We start from the raw sequence: 16,212 nt of genomic DNA on the forward strand, positions 1-16,212 counted from the left end.
TTTTCTCCTTGTTTTTTTAAAAGAATGCTCTATTTTTCTTTTTTCCTTTTTTACCTTCGATGACGGTCAAGTGTGAGTTGTTTTTCTTTTTCTTTAGCGGTTTTGTTGATTTGGATACCGGGCGCTTATTTGAGCTTCGGTACGTATGCATATCAACTTTGTTGCTTCCTCGCTCTTTTTCTTTTTGACGCAGTTTTGATTGTTTTACTGCGCGCACATAGCCTCTATCTTGACCTTTTGTCTGAGAAGGGCGGAGAATAAACCGATAAACTAAGTAAAACAAAATGATAAACAGAAAAATATAACCTGCTTGACGTAATAAAACAGCTGGATCTGTAATCAACGTAAATGCAAAGCCAATGACTCCTAACCCGATTAGACCATATACAAGTGGTTTCACGAATGGACGTCTCATTTTGTTCACCTCCTAAAATAGTAAAAAAAGAAAGCAAAACGGTGTGGATTAGACAACTTGTTCGTCAGTGGTAGAAGAAAGTTCATTTTCAACGCGTAAAAGTTCTTTAAATGAAGCAATCGCAACTTCAACTTGATCATCTTTTGGTTCTTTGGTTGTTAAAAGCTGAAGCCATAAACCGGGATAACCTAAAAAGCGAAGAAGAGGGACATGACGAACTTTATTGGTTAACTGTAACACTTCAAATGATAAACCAAGGACAACTGGGATTAATGCAAGGCGATCCACAATTCGTAGCCAAAGAGGATCCGTTGGAACTAGTAGGTAGACAAACATTCCTACAACTACGGTAAAGAGGATAAAGCTACTTCCGCAGCGATAATGAAGTCGAGATTGTGCTTGAACGGCTTCTACCGTAAGTTCAGCATTGTTTTCATATGCATTAATAACCTTGTGTTCTGCTCCATGATATTGAAACACCCGTTTAATAAGTGGCGTTTGCGAAATCACATAAATATAGCCAAGGAGCAACAATAGTTTAAATACTCCTTCAATAAAAACTTGAGCTACACTTGAAGTGAAAACAGGACGTGTCAATTGTGCTAAAAACACAGGAATCAATGTAAATAGTACTTTCCCGAAAAGAAAGGATATTACACCAATAGTTGCAACGCCAAATATTAAAGATAGTTTTGATTCTTTTTTCTCTTTTTGTTGTTCTGCTGCTACTTGAGCATCATCTTCTGGATTCACATCATAGCGTTCAGAGGAAAAGTTCAAGTGCTGCGTACCGTTTGCACTAGCTTCAACAATAGCAGCAATTCCTCGTAAAAAAGGAATTTTTTTAAAAGCAGTGAGTACGGAATTTGATTTTCTTTTTGAATGAAAATAATCAATAGATTGATCTTTGCGGCGAATGGCCGTCACCATCATACGTTTGCCACCGAACATGACACCTTCTATAACGGCTTGACCACCATACGCAGGTTTTTGTAATTTAGACATTTCAGGCACCAACCTAACTTAACTAGACTTCTTAGTATTTTATATTCTACAGCAAAATCAAATAAACCTCTAGGCGGATGCATGTTATCTAGTTTAGCCAATATTTTTCATCTCCACACCCTTGTTATGAATTTTTTTCCTTTCATTTATAAAATTTGTTTATGAAACTCTGTGCGAAGTAGTTTTAAAATATCTCTGCGATATCAGGCTCCCTTCTTGCGTATAGGAAGAGTAATAAACGTAAAAACTTAGAAATGAGAAAAAAGTTCATACTACATCAAGAGGTGATTAATATGTCAGAACCTAAAGAACAGCATGAAAAAAAACAGGATAACCACCCTACGCATAAACAGGAAATGTCTTTTTTATTTAAAGCCATCTTTATTTCCTTTTTTGGAGGGGTTTTCTGGAGCTTTATTGGCTATTTAAATTATCTGTTTAGCTTTAGCGTTATCAATCCAAATATGCTTTTAGATCCATGGGCATTGGGTGATTGGAAGGATAAAGGAATAGGTGTTATCGTCAGTATTTTTCTTATAGGGGTATTATCTATTATTGTCGGGTTGTTATACTACGTCCTGTTAAAGAAGTTTAAAACAATTTGGATAGGTTTCGCCTACGGCTTATTATGGTGGGCAATTGTATTCGTTGTTTTGAACCCGCTCTTTCCCAACTTAAAAACAATTGGAGAGCTTCCAGCTAACACGATTATTTCATCCCTCTGTATTTATATTTTATATGGTGTATTCATTGGATATTCCATTTCTTTTGAAGCGGCAGAGCTTCAAACAAAAGATGAGTCTACAGATTTTCAAACGGCGAATAAGTAGTGTGAATGTTCCAACGTATGCTAATATATTCTGTATAATGATTTAAAAAGAAAAATAAAGTGCAAATTCACATAAGTGAGCTGCATAAAGGGTTCGTAGTAGGGGAGAGTGTTGAAGTAAGATGAATAAGATTTTAGTAATAAACGGTCCTAATTTAAATCGTTTAGGCGTACGCGAACCAGCGGTATATGGGACAGATAATCTTCAAAATCTTGAAGAGAAGCTTCAGCGAGCAGGCAGGGACCACGGAGTAGAAGTTGAGTGCGTACAGTCTAACCACGAAGGTGTAATTATCGACTGGATTCACGAAGCGGATGAGAAGTTTGATGGGATTATGATCAATCCTGGTGCTTTTACTCACTACAGTTATGCCATTCGAGATGCGATTGCTAGTATATCTGTTCCCGTTATTGAAGTGCATATTTCGAACGTACATAAGCGTGAAGAGTTTCGCCACCATTCGGTGACGGCACCTGTTACACATGGTCAAATTGTTGGGTTAGGTTTATACGGATACGAGCTTGCCCTGCAGGCACTTTTACAATTAAGGGGGAAATAAAATGAAAATCGAAAAACTACGCGAACAGTTTTCGAAATTGAATGTAGATGGTGTTGTGATTACAAGCGAATATAACAGACGCTATATGACTAATTTTACAGGATCTGCAGGTGTCGTTATCATTTCTGAAGACAAAGCGGCATTTGTAACAGATTTTCGTTATGTTGAACAAGCAACTAGTCAAATAGAAGGTTTTGATATTGTTCAGCACAAGGGTCCTATTGTAGAAGAAGTAGCAAATGTAGTGAAACAATTTGGAATTAAAAAGCTTGGATTTGAACAGAACTATGTTACATATGGACAGCATCAATTATTTGATAAGCATATCGGCGCGGAACTTGTTCCAATCTCGCACGCAATCGAAAACTTACGCTTGATAAAGAGTGACTCAGAGATTAAGATATTAAAGGAAGCTGCAAAAATAGCAGATGCAGCATATGAACATATTTTAACCTTTGTTCGTCCTGGTTTAACAGAGCTTCAAGTGTCTAATGAACTGGAGTTCTTTATGAGAAAACAAGGCGCAACATCTTCATCCTTTGATACAATTGTTGCTTCAGGGCATCGCGGGGCTTTACCGCATGGTGTTGCTTCTGACAAAGTAATTGAAAAAGGCGAACTTGTAACGCTTGATTTTGGCGCATACTATAATGGTTACTGTTCAGATATCACACGAACATTTGCCGTGGGTGAAGTAAGTGATAAGCTAAAAGAAATTTATAATGTCGTACTGCAAGCAGAGCTTAACGGAATGAACGGCATCAAAGCAGGTATGACGGGTAAAGAAGCAGATGCGCTAACGCGTGATTATATTACAGAACACGGATACGGCCAGTATTTTGGACATTCGACCGGTCACGGCGTAGGGTTAGAAGTACATGAAGGCCCATCACTTTCTGTGAAATCTACAGATGTACTGCAGCCAGGTATGATTGTAACCGTTGAACCAGGTATTTACATACCAGACTTAGGGGGCGTTCGTATTGAAGATGATACGATCGTCACAGCAGAAGGTAATGAGGCATTATCGCACTCATCAAAAGAGTTCATTATTTTATAAAATGTAGGAGGATTTCTTCATGATTTCAGTAAATGATTTTCGTACAGGTTTGACAGTAGAAGTAGACGGAGGTATTTGGCGTGTAATGGATTTCCAACACGTAAAGCCTGGTAAAGGCGCTGCATTCGTTCGCTCAAAACTACGTAACCTTCGTACAGGAGCTGTGCAAGAAAAAACGTTCCGTGCAGGTGAAAAGGTAGGAAAAGCTCAAATTGATAATCGTAAAATGCAATATCTATATGCAAGCGGCGATCAGCACGTATTCATGGACAACCAGTCTTATGAGCAATTAGAGCTTCCGGCAAGTGCAATTGAATATGAACTAAAATTCTTAAAAGAAAATATGGAAGTAGCAATTATGATGTACCAAGGTGAGACATTAGGCGTTGAACTTCCAAACACAGTTGAGCTTAAAGTAACAGAAACTGAACCTGGTATTAAAGGTGACACAGCTTCTGGCGGTACAAAACCGGCAACTGTTGAAACTGGTTTAACAGTAAACGTTCCGTTCTTCGTAAATGAAGGCGACGTATTAATTATCAACACAACAGACAGCAGCTACGTATCACGCGCGTAATTCGGTTGTGTAAGCAAGCTGCAAACACACAAAAAAGGCAGAGAATGATTCTCTGCTTTTTTTTGTGTGTTTTTTTGTGCTAACCCTTCCTTATTTTGCATAGGTTGTACTAAACAACGCAGAGATATAGGAGGGGCTTATGAAGCAGTGGTTGGATCATTTAAACGGTACGGTATTAACGATGGCGTGCCTTCGATTTATTTCTTCATTTATTGAGTTTATTGCCGCTATTTTAATTGTAACAAACAATGATGTGAAAAAAGCGTTAATGATTAATGGGATGCTAGCGCTTGTTGGTCCGATTGTAATGGTGAGTTCTTTCACCATTGGTTTAGTGTCCGTAGCAGATCAATTATCTTTTGGAAAATTAATCATGATTGTAATAGGGGTGCTCTTCATTTTAATCGGTGTTTTTAAATAAAAGGTAGGCATAAAATGGTCAAGCTCATAATACATTGAAGTGAGTTCAAATATGAGGGGATGAATATGTTAAACGAAATACTTGCAATTTTTCCGCCTAATTTAAAAAAGACTGTTGAATTTTATGTCACAAACCATTCTCATGTACTAGAAGAAATTCGAGTGCGCATAGGAAGACCTGTCGAATTTACAATCAACAATCAGCCTTATTTTGAATCGTATCTTCCAAGTGCAGAAGATGCTTTATTTATCTTAAATAAATTAAGCCAGTTTTCGATTTATATGATTGAAGAAGAATTAAAAAAAGGATATGTCACCATTGAAGGCGGACACCGGGTTGGACTAGCGGGAAAAGTTGTAACGGAAAATGGACAGGTTCGTGTGATTCGAGATGTATCATCCTTTAACATACGGATTGCGAAACAAAAGATTGGCATTTCGAATCAGCTTATTCCTTTTTTATACAATCGCTATTGGCAGAGTACGGTCATTATAGGACCTCCTCAAACAGGAAAAACAACCATGATTCGTGATTTAGCCAGAGTAATAAGTACTGGCATAGAGCGCTCTAAGATTCCTCCGTTTAAAGTAGGGATTGTAGATGAACGATCAGAAATTGCTGGGGCTGTTAAAGGGGTTCCTCAGCATACATTCGGATCTAGAATGGATTTATTAGATAGCTGTCCGAAAGCTGAAGGCATGATGATGATGATTCGCTCCATGAGTCCCGATGTACTGATCGTGGATGAAGTGGGAAGTGAAGAAGATTGTAAGGCCGTACTTGAAGCCGTTAATGCTGGCGTTCGTGTCATTATGACTGTTCATGGGTATGACATTGACGATTTAATGAAGCGTCCCACTTTGCAAGCTTTAATTAAACTTCATGTATTTAAAAGGTATGTTGTGCTATCGAACAGCCGAGGTCCTGGAACACTTCAGGCTATCTATGATGAGCATTATAACTCCATGAAAACGACCGCTGAAAAGTCGCTTATTGAAAATAGTAAAGGGTGATGGTGTATGAAACTGTTTGGTGCCATCTTTATCTTATTTGCTTCCACTTACACAGGATTTGAGTTTGCAAAGCAGCTTAGCGAAAGACCTAGGCAGCTCAGGCAATTAAAAATGGCTCTTCGGTCGTTAGAAGCGGAAATTATGTACAGCAACCGGCCTCTTCAAGAAGTTGCTCATTTGTTATCTTTACAGCTTCCTAACCCTTTATCTTCTTTATTTAGCGAGTTTTCAATGAAATTAAAAGAAGGTACTGAAAGTGTCAAGGGAGCTTGGGAAAAGACGTTGGACCAATTTTGGAAACAAACCGCACTTAAAACAGGAGAACTGGAAATCTTAAAACAATTTGGTGAAACGCTTGGTCAGCATGATCGTTATTCGCAGCAAAAGCATATCTTGCTGACGCTGAACCATCTTGAACGCGAAGAACAAGATGCAGTTGATAAGCAGAATCGCTATGAAAAAATGGTTAAAAGTTTAGGCTTTCTATCTGGATTGCTACTGGTCATCCTATTGATGTAGCGATGGAGGAGGATTGAATGTGGGAATTGATATGAACACCATTTTTCAGATTGCTGGGATTGGTATCGTCGTAGCTTTTTTAGTCACCGTACTCGAACAGATGGGAAAAAAAGATTACGCGAATTGGGTTACCCTCATCGGTTTTATTTATATTTTATTTATGGTTGCTTCAATTGTGGAGGACTTATTTCAAAAAATCAAATCGGTTTTTTTATTTCAAGGGTAGAGGGGTGATTTGCCATTGAAATGCTTCAAATTGTGGGCTTAGGATTAGTAGCGACATTTTTGGCACTTATTTTAAAAGAACATAAATCACCTATTGCTTTTTTACTTGTCGTATTCGTGGGATCCGTGATCTTTCTTTTTTTAATTGATCAAATCTACGAGATTATTAAGATGGTCGAGCGGCTGTCGATCAATGCCCACGTTAACATGATTTATGTGGAAACCATTTTGAAAATCATTGGCATTGCCTATATCGCCGAATTTGGTGCTCAAATTACGAAAGATGCAGGACAAGGTGCCATTGCTTCTAAAATTGAATTAGGTGGAAAAGTGCTGATTCTCTCCATGGCAATTCCTATTTTGACGGTCATTATTGAAACGATTATTTCAATGCTGCCCAATTAATTTTACTTAATATGAGGTGACGAAATGAAGCGGTGGACGTTTAAAGTGAATATACTCGCTCTTCTTTTGTTCCTCTTTTTTTTCTTTCCAGAAAATGTACAAGCTTCCGAACCCCCGAAGCAGCAAGAACTTGTCAATGAACAAATTGATAAGCTCGGTATCGATGAAGTCAAACAGTTTTGGGACGATATTATTACCCAATACGGTGGCTTTTTACCCGAGAGTCAGAAGGGAAGTTTAGTCGATTTTTTAAAAGGAGAAAAAGAGTTCTCTCTTAAAGAATGGCTAGGAGGTCTTGTAAAGTTTTTATTTCACGAAGTATTAGCGAATGGAAAGCTCCTCGGTACGCTCATTATGCTAACGGTTTTTAGCGTGTTTTTGCAAACGCTCCAAAGTGCTTTTAATCAGCAAACCGTAAGTAAAGTAGCGTATGCGCTTGTATATATGGTCTTGATCATCATTGCTCTTAATAGTTTTCAAATTGCTATCTCTTATGCAACGGGAGCGATTGAGACCATGACCAAATTTATTTTAGCTCTGGTGCCACTGCTGCTGGCCTTAATGGCATCATCAGGAGGAGTTGTATCGGCAGCCTTTTTTCATCCTATGATTTTGTTTTTAATGAACACAAGCGGTTTGCTTATTCAATACGTAGTAATGCCGTTACTCTTTCTTTCAGCACTGCTTAGCATTGTAAGTACGATTTCAGATGAGCATAAGGTTACACAGCTTGCTCAGCTGTTAAGAAATATAAGCATTGGCGTGCTTGGAATATTCTTAACCGTCTTTTTAGGTGTGCTGTCCGTTCAAGGTGCCACATCAGCTGTTGCTGACGGTATTACGATTCGAACGGCAAAGTTTGTCACAGGGAACTTTATACCTGTTGTAGGGCGTGTGTTCACAGATGCGGCTGATACAGTCATCAGTGCCTCGCTTCTATTAAAGAATTCAGTAGGGATTGCTGGAGTAGCAGTCTTACTGTTAATCGTCGCGTTTCCGGCTATTAAAGTGTTAACGCTCGCTTTTATCTATAAGCTAGCAGCAGCTCTTCTTCAACCCATTGGAGGAGGACCGGTTATTTCCTGCTTAAGCATTATCAGCAAAAGCGTCATCTATATTTTTGCGGCGCTTGCGGTTGTCTCGCTTATGTTTTTCTTATGTTTAACGGTCATCATTACAGCGAGCAACGTCACAATGATGGTGAGGTGAAGAAATTGCAGGCCTTAACGACGTGGATTACTAATATCGTTCTTTTTATCTTATTAGCTACCATTATTAATTTACTGTTGCCCAATTCTAGTTTTCAGAAGTATACGAAGCTGGTGGTTGGACTTCTTTTGATGCTGATTATTATTACACCCGTTTTTCAAATTTTTAAAGTGGATGTTAATCAAATGCTGAAATCACTTAGCTTATCATCTATTCGATCCGGTCAGCAGGTAGAAAATTCAATAGAAAATCAGAAAAAAGAAATACAAGCTTCACAACGTGCATATATTTTAGAACAAATGGCTGTCCAAATGGAGGCAGATGTAAAAGAGGAGTTGATGGATCAGTATGGTGTAGCAATTGATCGAATTCACATTGAAACAAAAAAACCGAACGACGAACCTATCGCTGATAATATTAAATCCATTTCAGTTGCCGTAAGTAAAAAAGCATCGGATGATTCCAAGGTTGTTTCAGCTGTGAAAGTTATTTCTATTGATACCTCCACACCGATCGAAACAAACAAACCAACAGAATCCAAGAAATTATCCAACTACTTAGCAGCAAAATGGGATGTAAAACAAGGCCAAGTTGTTGTGAATATGGAGGAGGGAGACACAAAATGAGTCAAAAGCCAGAAAAAGGTGACCCATCATTTTTTCAGCGATTCTTTTCACTTAAACAGTCATCAACTACGAAGAAACCTTCAAAGTTAATGTATATAGGCATTTTACTAGCTGCAGGCGTTATCTTTATGGTATTTAGCAACTCACTCACAGCATCTATGAATTCAGGCGGATTATTAAAGAGTGCAAGCAAAGAAACCAGCGCACCACCGGTATCACAGGATGTTCCCGCTTTTAGCTCCAAAAAGACAACAACGATGACAGGTTATGAAGAGCGGTATGAGGAAGAATTGAAAGATATTTTGGATCAAGTTAGAGGCGTAAGTAAGGTAAAAGTAATTGTGAACCTAGATGCAACAGAATCCAAAATATATGAAAAAAACAGCGTGACAAAATCGCAAACGACCAACGAAACGGACCGTGAAGGAGGGACTCGTAAAGTTGAAGATTCCTCAACAGATGAACAGCTGGTCATTGTAAGAAGTGGAGAACAAGAAAAGCCTGTTGTAGTTAAAACCGAAAAGCCAAAAGTAAGAGGTGTGTTAGTTGTCGCTAAAGGAGCTGATAATATCGAGGTAAAGAAATCTATTATTGAAGCTGTGACAAGAGCGCTCGATATACCAAGTCATAGAGTAGCAGTATTAGCGAAAAAAGGATGAGGGGGAAATGAGTATGTTATTAAAAAAGCAAACGGTTTGGTTATTAACGATGTTAAGTTTAGTTGTTGTGTTATCGGTGTACTATATGACAACGCCAGAAAATCCTCAGAGTAATGTTGCGCTAGTAGACAATGAAAAACAAAACGAAAAGCAGGCTGATGACAAGGCTCCTGCAGAAGATACAAAACAACAGGCAGATGAGAAATCAGGAACAAAAGAGGATTCAAAAACTGAAGGCTCAGCAGAAGATGTAAAGAAGGAAACGGCTAAAAATGCAAAAGAATCAGCGGTTGTATCAAGCACAGATAGCGACGAGTTATTTACGGCGCTTCGCTTGGAATTAAATGATGAAAGAAGTCAATTAAAAGAAGAGTATCAGGAAGTAGCGGCATCAAAAAATGTGACGCCTGCAGAAGTAAGCAAAGCAATGGATAAAATCGATGAATTATCAAAGCTCGGTGAAAAAGAAGCAACGCTGGAAACATTAATTAAAGCAAAAGGATACAGCGACGCGCTAGTAAGAGCAGATGGAAAACAAGTGCAAATTACCGTTAAGACAGAAAAACACTCAAAAACAAAAGCAAATCAAATCATTCAGCTAGTCAAAAAAGAAATGGGTCCAAAAGAAGTAGCGGTAGAGTTTCAGCCAACTAAATAAAGGGAATAAAAGAAGTGTAAAACAGCCGAAAATTGGGGTTGTTTACACTTCTTTTTTTATGGAATGACTAAAATCTAAGCGAGACGGTAAAAATTTTAACATGGCTTTCTTTTTTTACTTCGGTTATAATAGGTTTCATAATCTTATATTAGTACTAGGTGACAAATGTTTTCATACGTATTGTCATCTGTAAAGCTATGTTTCCATTTATAAAACGATAACCCTAAAAAGTTATTATAGAGTAAGTGGAACTTCTTTTTAATGTTTGCCAAACGAATTGAATGGCTGTAGCCATTTATCGTATTATTAACATTGTAGAGAATTCTATTTTCATGAGGTAGGAGTGTTCAATATGTTAAAAATTCAAGAGATCCGTGAGATCATTAAACTAGTTGATCAATCATCAATCGAGGAGTTCACCTATGAGCACGAAGGCTCCAAAATCAAGATGAAGAAAAAAGACGCAATTGTTTCCAAACAAGCGCAGCAAGTAGTGGTTTCGGCACCTGAACAAGTGGCAGCACCTGCACCGCAGGCAGCAGCGGCTCCAGCGCCAGCCCCGGCAGCACAGTCTGCACAGCCAAAAGAAGAACAAGCGGCCCCAGCGGTTGATGAAAGCTTACATAAAATTACATCTCCGATGGTAGGGACATTCTATGCGTCATCATCGCCAGAAACAGATGTATACGTAACGCCTGGAGATAAAGTACAAAAAGATTCGGTTGTATGTATCGTAGAAGCAATGAAATTATTTAATGAAATCGAAGCAGAAGTTAAAGGTGAAATCGTTGACGTATTAGTTGAAAATGGACAACTTGTAGAATACGGTCAACCTCTTTTCTTAGTAAAGCCTGAATAAGGAGCGGTAAATATGATTAAAAAGCTATTAATTGCGAATCGAGGAGAAATTGCGGTTCGAATTATTCGAGCGTGTAAAGAGTTAGGTGTAGAATCAGTAGCTGTTCATTCTCAAGCTGATCGCGAATCTTTGCATGTACAATTAGCAGACGAAGCGTATTGTATTGGACCAACGTCATCTAAAGACAGCTATTTAAACTTTACAAACATTATGAGCGTTGCGATGCTAACGGGCTGTGACGCCATTCATCCTGGATACGGCTTTTTAGCTGAAAACGCTGATTTTGCAGAGCTATGCAGAGAGTGTAACGTTACATTTGTAGGCCCAAGTCCTGAAGCCATTAACAAAATGGGAACAAAAGACGTAGCGAGAGAAACGATGCGTGAAGCCGGTGTCCCAATTGTTCCTGGTTCAACTGGAATTGTAGAGTCAGTGGAAGACGGTATGTCAATCGCTAATGATATTGGCTATCCTGTTATTATTAAAGCAACGGCAGGAGGCGGAGGAAAAGGAATCCGCGTTGCGAAAAATGAACAAGAGCTTGTTAAAGGTATTACAATTACGCAGCAAGAAGCTGCTACAGCTTTCGGTAACCCTGGTGTGTACATTGAGAAGTTCATTGAGGATTTCCGTCACGTTGAGATCCAAGTGTTGGCTGATTCTCATGGAAATACTGTACATTTAGGAGAGCGTGATTGCTCGATTCAACGCCGTCTTCAAAAATTAATTGAAGAAACGCCTTCTCCAGCGTTAGACGAAAAAACGCGTGAATTAATGGGCGACGCTGCTGTTAAAGCCGCGCAAGCCGTTAATTACACAGGAGCCGGAACCGTGGAATTCATTTATGATTACCGTGAAAACAAATTTTACTTCATGGAAATGAATACGCGTATCCAAGTAGAACATCCTGTTACAGAGATGGTGACAGGAGTTGACTTAATTAAAGAACAAATCAAAGTAGCAAATGGTGAAACTTTACCGTTTAAGCAAGAAGAAGTGACATTTAACGGATGGGCAATTGAGTGCCGAATCAACGCAGAAAACCCAGAGAAAAACTTTATGCCATCACCAGGTACGATTCAAATGTACTTGCCGCCAGGTGGCTACGGAGTGCGCGTAGACTCTGCTGCGTACCCGGGCTATGCAATCCCACCTTACTATGATTCAATGGTGGCTAAATTGATTGTTCATGCGCCAACTCGTGAGGAAGCTATTGAACGAATGAAGCGCGCGTTAGATGAATTTGTTATCGATGGCGTTGCGACCACTATTCCTTTTCACCAAAAGCTATTAAATCATGAAAAATTTGTTAGCGGTGAATTCAACACGAAGTTTCTTGAGCTATATGACGTAATGAATTCTTAGTATAATATAAACTATAGGAGGTGCTGTACATGAATGAAAATCATGTATTAGAAATGGAAGAACACCCAAATTCTCTTGGCAAAGTAGAAATTGCTCCTGAGGTTATTGAAGTCATTGCGGGTATTGCTGCTTCTGAAGTAGAAGGCGTTTCTGCAATGAGAGGAAATTTTGCAGCTGGCGTTGTGGAGAAACTAGGAAAGAAAAACCACGGTAAAGGTGTAAAAGTGGACTTAACAGAAAACGGGATAAAAGTAGACGTATTTTGTATGATGAAGTTTGGTGTGTCTATTCCAAACGTAGCGCAGCAAGTACAAGATAACATTCGTCAAGCCCTTAAAAATATGACAGCTATTGATCTCGATGAAGTAAACATTCATATCGTAGGGATTCAGTTTGATACGCAAAAAACTGATATTGAAGAAGTTGAATAAAACAAATGTTTACCTAACGGCTGTTGCTAAAATGGAATAACGTATGATTACTTGTTCCTTTTCAACACAAGCTATGGTAAAGTGAAAAAGACTGTCTCGTCATAAAGACGGTCTTTTTCGTGTTCTACAAACTTCGTATAAGAACAATGAAGTATCGTTTCATAAACTATGCTATTATCTAGGTATACTAGTTGAAGAAGATAAATAAAGGAGCAAAAATAATGAAAAGACATACAGCACGCCAAAAAGCATTACAAGCACTATTTCAGCATGATTTAGGGCAAACCGAGCCAATGGAGGCAATCGGAAATGTTGTACAAAACGAAAAGTCTGATCAATTTTTAGAAAGTCTTGTGCTAGGTGTGGTTGAGCATCAGCAAGAAATTGATGAACTTTTACGCAATCACTTAGAAAAATGGACGTTAGATCGCGTAGCTACTGTAGACCGCGTTATCCTGCGTATTGCCGTATACGAAATGAAGTATGAAGAAGAAATTCCTACGAGCGTTACGTTAAATGAAGCGATTGAATTAGCAAAAACGTTTGGCGATGATCAATCAAGCAAGTTTATCAATGGCGTATTGTCTAAAGTGTTAACAACTTTATCTAAATAAACGTTCATCTTGCCAAATCAAGTGACTAACATGCTTCTCTCCTTTATATAAAGGGGAGAGGGTGACTGCAAAGGAGGCAAAAGGATGAGTGAAGTGCGTTATCTAACCGTTACGGCTCTTACACGATACATCAAGCGTAAGTTTGACGTAGACCCTCACATGCAAGATGTATGGATTAAAGGAGAAATTTCTAACTTTAAACGTCATAGTCGAGGACATATGTATTTCACCTTAAAAGATCAAAATGCTCGTATCGCAGCCGTTATGTTTGCTGGGCATAACCGTCAGCTTAATTTTCAGCCTGAAGAAGGAATGAATGTACTTATTCGAGCTGAAATTTCGGTTTATGAACCAAGCGGAAATTATCAAATGTACGTAAAAGAAATGCAGCCTGACGGCGTTGGAAACTTATACTTGGCCTACGAACAGCTGAAAAAAAAGCTGGAAAAAGAAGGCTTGTTTGATCCTGCTAGAAAACGGAAACTTCCGAAGTATCCAACAACAATAGGTGTGATTACATCTCCTACTGGAGCCGCCGTACGTGATATTATTACGACATTAAAGCGCAGATATAACGCGAACATTATTGTTATGCCCGCTCTCGTTCAAGGAGTGAATGCGGCACCGTCTATCATCAAGGCAATTGAAGAAGCGAACCGTCGTAAAGAAGCAGACGTATTAATTGTCGGCCGCGGTGGCGGGTCAATTGAAGAGCTTTGGGCGTTTAACGAAGAAAGCGTAGCTCGTGCAATTTTCACTTCTACTATTCCCGTTATTTCAGCGGTTGGACATGAAACCGATTTTACAATTGCAGACTTTGTAGCAGATTTGCGAGCCCCTACTCCAACGGGTGCTGCGGAGTTGGCTGTACCTCATATCAGTGAAATTACAGAAAGATTGACTCAGCGAAATATCCGTCTCCTTCGTTCGATGAAAGAAGCGCTTCAGTCTAGTAGCCGCAGGCTTGAACGGTCTCAGAAATCGTATGCTTTTCGTTACCCTCAAAAGTTGGTCGAGCAAAAAGAGCAGCAGTTAGATCAGCTGATGGAGCGTTTTTATCGTGAAGGTAGAAGGTACATTGAGCATAAACGGACGAACTACGAGCAGCTAACAGCCGCTTTGTTGCGCAATCACCCTGAGCATCAGTTAACGAAAGCGGCAGACCGTCAACAGCAGCTGACGAAAATGCTGACAAAAGAGATGCAGCAGCTGCTAAAGCAAAAACAGCTTTTATTTGCCACGGCAACGTCAAAATTACATACGCTTAGTCCATTAAAAACAATGGAAAGAGGCTACAGCTTAGTATACGATAAAGAAAAAGAGTTAATTAAATCAACTAAACAAGTATCCAAAGGTGATGTGGTAAACGTTCGTTTGACCGATGGACAGTTGCAGTGTGAAGTTTCGAAAATAGAGGAGCGATGAAAAATGGCGACAAATAAAGAGTATACGTTTGAAGAGGCGATGGAGCAGTTAGAAACCATCGTAAACAAGCTAGAAGAAGGCGACGTGCCTTTAGAAGAAGCAATTCAACAATTCCAAGAAGGAATGACTCTTTCAAAATTCTGTCACGATCGTCTTCAGCATATTGAAAAGCAAATGGAAACTATTTTACGTGAAGACGGAACGCTTGAGCCATTCTCGGTACAGGAGGAAGAGTGATGGTGAATGAAATGAATTTAAAAGAGTATATTTCTTTTACAAAAGATCGAGTAGAAACACGCTTGCCTGAAGTGGTAAAAGCATTACATGCTCCGGTTAACTTAAAGGAATCCATGCTTTATTCGCTTACGGCAGGAGGGAAGCGACTTCGCCCAGTGCTGTTGTTTGCAACGCTGCATGCGTTTGGAAAAGACGAGAACATGGGGTTAGAAACAGCCTGTGCAGTGGAAATGATTCATACATATTCGCTCATTCATGATGATTTACCTAGTATGGATGATGACGACTTAAGAAGAGGTAAACTGACGAATCACAAAGTGTACGGCGAAGCAACGGCTATATTAGCTGGAGATGCTCTCTTAACAAATAGCTTTCAGCTCATTTCTGAAGCGGCACATCCTGAGATTACATCACATATGAAACTTCAGCTCATTACAGAGCTGGTAAAAGCAAGCGGAACAGAAGGGATGATCAGCGGACAGGTTGCAGATATGGAAGGTGAAAAAAAGCAGCTCACGCTAGATGAGCTTGAATATATTCACCTTCATAAAACGGGGAAGCTGCTAGGATTTTGTGTAAAAGCAGGAGCTATTCTTGCAAAAGCAACGCCTCTACAGCAAGAATTATTAGAAGAATTCAGTAAGCATGTAGGGTTAGCGTTTCAAATTCAAGATGATATCTTGGATGTGGAAGGGTCTGAAGAAAAGTTAGGAAAGCCAATTGGCAGTGATACAGAAAATGAAAAAACGACATACCCTTCTTTATTAGGTATGGAAGCGGCCAAAGAAAAGTTACAGTATCATGTTGAACAAGCACTTCTCTCGTTACGTCAAGCTCAAATTAAGCACGGATTACTAGAAGAAATTTGTTTATATATAGCAAAACGTGATAGTTAATGACGATTTCTGTCAGGTTTTTTGAGTGATACAGTAAAATAAGATTGAGTCCCAATAGGGGCTATGCTATAATAATTTTACTACTGTATAAAAGCGTAGTGCATAGGTTTGAAAGACATATACAATATCTTGGTGGCCGTTATCACATTTGTGTTAGCGGCTATTTTTTCACTATTTTCCTTTGAATATCACTGGTTTACTGAT

Annotated in this window: 22 protein-coding genes; 20 read left to right on the plus strand and 2 right to left on the minus strand. The window is 39.0% G+C overall.

What is annotated here, in order from left to right; all coding sequences use genetic code 11:
• Positions 1–16 precede the first annotated feature (16 nt).
• Both SB717_RS08065 and SB717_RS08070 read right to left on the minus strand, forming a co-directional pair.
• On the minus strand, positions 17–415 hold the full coding sequence (locus tag SB717_RS08065) for an SA1362 family protein (RefSeq protein WP_013059160.1): 399 nt from the start codon (positions 413–415) through the stop codon (positions 17–19).
• A gap of 48 nt (positions 416–463) precedes the next feature.
• On the minus strand, positions 464–1,420 hold the full coding sequence (locus SB717_RS08070; RefSeq protein WP_028410652.1) for a DUF1385 domain-containing protein: 957 nt from the start codon (positions 1,418–1,420) through the stop codon (positions 464–466).
• Between the two features lie 293 nt (positions 1,421–1,713).
• Between SB717_RS08070 and SB717_RS08075 the strand changes: the two genes are divergently transcribed.
• The 20 genes from SB717_RS08075 (at position 1,714) to SB717_RS08170 (ending at position 16,008) form a co-directional block, all read left to right on the plus strand.
• Positions 1,714–2,250 carry a YqhR family membrane protein gene (locus tag SB717_RS08075; protein ID WP_074677472.1) on the plus strand — a complete coding sequence of 179 codons (537 nt, stop codon included), beginning with the start codon at positions 1,714–1,716 and terminating at the stop codon, positions 2,248–2,250.
• Positions 2,251–2,371: 121 nt separating this feature from the next.
• Positions 2,372–2,809, plus strand: a complete 438-nt coding sequence (aroQ, locus tag SB717_RS08080; protein WP_013059157.1) for a type II 3-dehydroquinate dehydratase — start codon at positions 2,372–2,374, stop codon at positions 2,807–2,809.
• A 1-nt stretch (position 2,810) separates the two neighbouring features.
• Positions 2,811–3,869: a M24 family metallopeptidase gene (locus SB717_RS08085; protein ID WP_074677471.1), complete on the plus strand. Its 1,059-nt coding sequence runs from the start codon at positions 2,811–2,813 to the stop codon at positions 3,867–3,869.
• Positions 3,870–3,888: 19 nt separating this feature from the next.
• Complete coding sequence (gene efp / locus SB717_RS08090) at positions 3,889–4,446, plus strand: elongation factor P (protein ID WP_013059155.1); 558 nt, start codon at positions 3,889–3,891, stop codon at positions 4,444–4,446.
• A 139-nt stretch (positions 4,447–4,585) separates the two neighbouring features.
• Entirely contained in the window at positions 4,586–4,867 is a 282-nt protein-coding gene (locus SB717_RS08095) for a YqhV family protein (protein WP_028411599.1), read from the plus strand.
• Positions 4,868–4,932: 65 nt separating this feature from the next.
• The gene (gene spoIIIAA, locus SB717_RS08100; protein WP_410903553.1) at positions 4,933–5,880 is read left to right on the plus strand and encodes a stage III sporulation protein AA; all 948 of its coding nucleotides are present in this window, start codon (positions 4,933–4,935) and stop codon (positions 5,878–5,880) included.
• 6 nt (positions 5,881–5,886) lie between these two features.
• Complete coding sequence (gene spoIIIAB, locus SB717_RS08105) at positions 5,887–6,399, plus strand: stage III sporulation protein SpoIIIAB (protein WP_410903554.1); 513 nt, start codon at positions 5,887–5,889, stop codon at positions 6,397–6,399.
• Between the two features lie 19 nt (positions 6,400–6,418).
• Positions 6,419–6,625 carry a stage III sporulation protein AC gene (gene spoIIIAC / locus SB717_RS08110; RefSeq protein WP_013059151.1) on the plus strand — a complete coding sequence of 69 codons (207 nt, stop codon included), beginning with the start codon at positions 6,419–6,421 and terminating at the stop codon, positions 6,623–6,625.
• A gap of 20 nt (positions 6,626–6,645) precedes the next feature.
• The gene (gene spoIIIAD / locus SB717_RS08115) at positions 6,646–7,029 is read left to right on the plus strand and encodes a stage III sporulation protein AD (RefSeq protein ID WP_013059150.1); all 384 of its coding nucleotides are present in this window, start codon (positions 6,646–6,648) and stop codon (positions 7,027–7,029) included.
• 24 nt (positions 7,030–7,053) lie between these two features.
• On the plus strand, positions 7,054–8,238 hold the full coding sequence (gene spoIIIAE / locus SB717_RS08120; protein ID WP_013059149.1) for a stage III sporulation protein AE: 1,185 nt from the start codon (positions 7,054–7,056) through the stop codon (positions 8,236–8,238).
• Complete coding sequence (spoIIIAF, locus tag SB717_RS08125; RefSeq protein ID WP_410903555.1) at positions 8,235–8,864, plus strand: stage III sporulation protein AF; 630 nt, start codon at positions 8,235–8,237, stop codon at positions 8,862–8,864. Before spoIIIAE ends, spoIIIAF begins: the two co-directional genes overlap by 4 nt.
• Positions 8,861–9,523 (plus strand): stage III sporulation protein AG, encoded by a 663-nt coding sequence (gene spoIIIAG, locus SB717_RS08130; protein WP_029714779.1) that lies wholly within the window; start codon positions 8,861–8,863, stop codon positions 9,521–9,523. The genes spoIIIAF and spoIIIAG overlap by 4 nt, the downstream gene beginning before the upstream one ends.
• Before the next feature lie 7 nt (positions 9,524–9,530).
• Entirely contained in the window at positions 9,531–10,181 is a 651-nt protein-coding gene (locus SB717_RS08135; RefSeq protein WP_234483709.1) for a SpoIIIAH-like family protein, read from the plus strand.
• Positions 10,182–10,533: 352 nt separating this feature from the next.
• Positions 10,534–11,040 (plus strand): acetyl-CoA carboxylase biotin carboxyl carrier protein, encoded by a 507-nt coding sequence (accB, locus tag SB717_RS08140; RefSeq protein WP_029714777.1) that lies wholly within the window; start codon positions 10,534–10,536, stop codon positions 11,038–11,040.
• A 12-nt stretch (positions 11,041–11,052) separates the two neighbouring features.
• The gene (gene accC, locus SB717_RS08145; RefSeq protein ID WP_098622856.1) at positions 11,053–12,405 is read left to right on the plus strand and encodes an acetyl-CoA carboxylase biotin carboxylase subunit; all 1,353 of its coding nucleotides are present in this window, start codon (positions 11,053–11,055) and stop codon (positions 12,403–12,405) included.
• A gap of 29 nt (positions 12,406–12,434) precedes the next feature.
• Complete coding sequence (locus SB717_RS08150) at positions 12,435–12,836, plus strand: Asp23/Gls24 family envelope stress response protein (protein WP_013059143.1); 402 nt, start codon at positions 12,435–12,437, stop codon at positions 12,834–12,836.
• Positions 12,837–13,057: 221 nt separating this feature from the next.
• Complete coding sequence (gene nusB / locus SB717_RS08155; protein WP_013059142.1) at positions 13,058–13,450, plus strand: transcription antitermination factor NusB; 393 nt, start codon at positions 13,058–13,060, stop codon at positions 13,448–13,450.
• Positions 13,451–13,534: 84 nt separating this feature from the next.
• Positions 13,535–14,875, plus strand: coding sequence for an exodeoxyribonuclease VII large subunit (xseA, locus tag SB717_RS08160; protein WP_410903556.1), 1,341 nt, complete (start codon positions 13,535–13,537; stop codon positions 14,873–14,875).
• 3 nt (positions 14,876–14,878) lie between these two features.
• Entirely contained in the window at positions 14,879–15,112 is a 234-nt protein-coding gene (locus SB717_RS08165) for an exodeoxyribonuclease VII small subunit (protein WP_013059140.1), read from the plus strand.
• Positions 15,112–16,008: a polyprenyl synthetase family protein gene (locus tag SB717_RS08170; protein ID WP_410903557.1), complete on the plus strand. Its 897-nt coding sequence runs from the start codon at positions 15,112–15,114 to the stop codon at positions 16,006–16,008. Before SB717_RS08165 ends, SB717_RS08170 begins: the two co-directional genes overlap by 1 nt.
• Positions 16,009–16,212: the final 204 nt, after the last annotated feature.

The sequence above is a fragment of the Priestia sp. SIMBA_032 genome (assembly GCF_046535215.1).
GTDB classification, from domain to species: Bacteria; Bacillota; Bacilli; order Bacillales; family Bacillaceae_H; genus Priestia; species Priestia aryabhattai.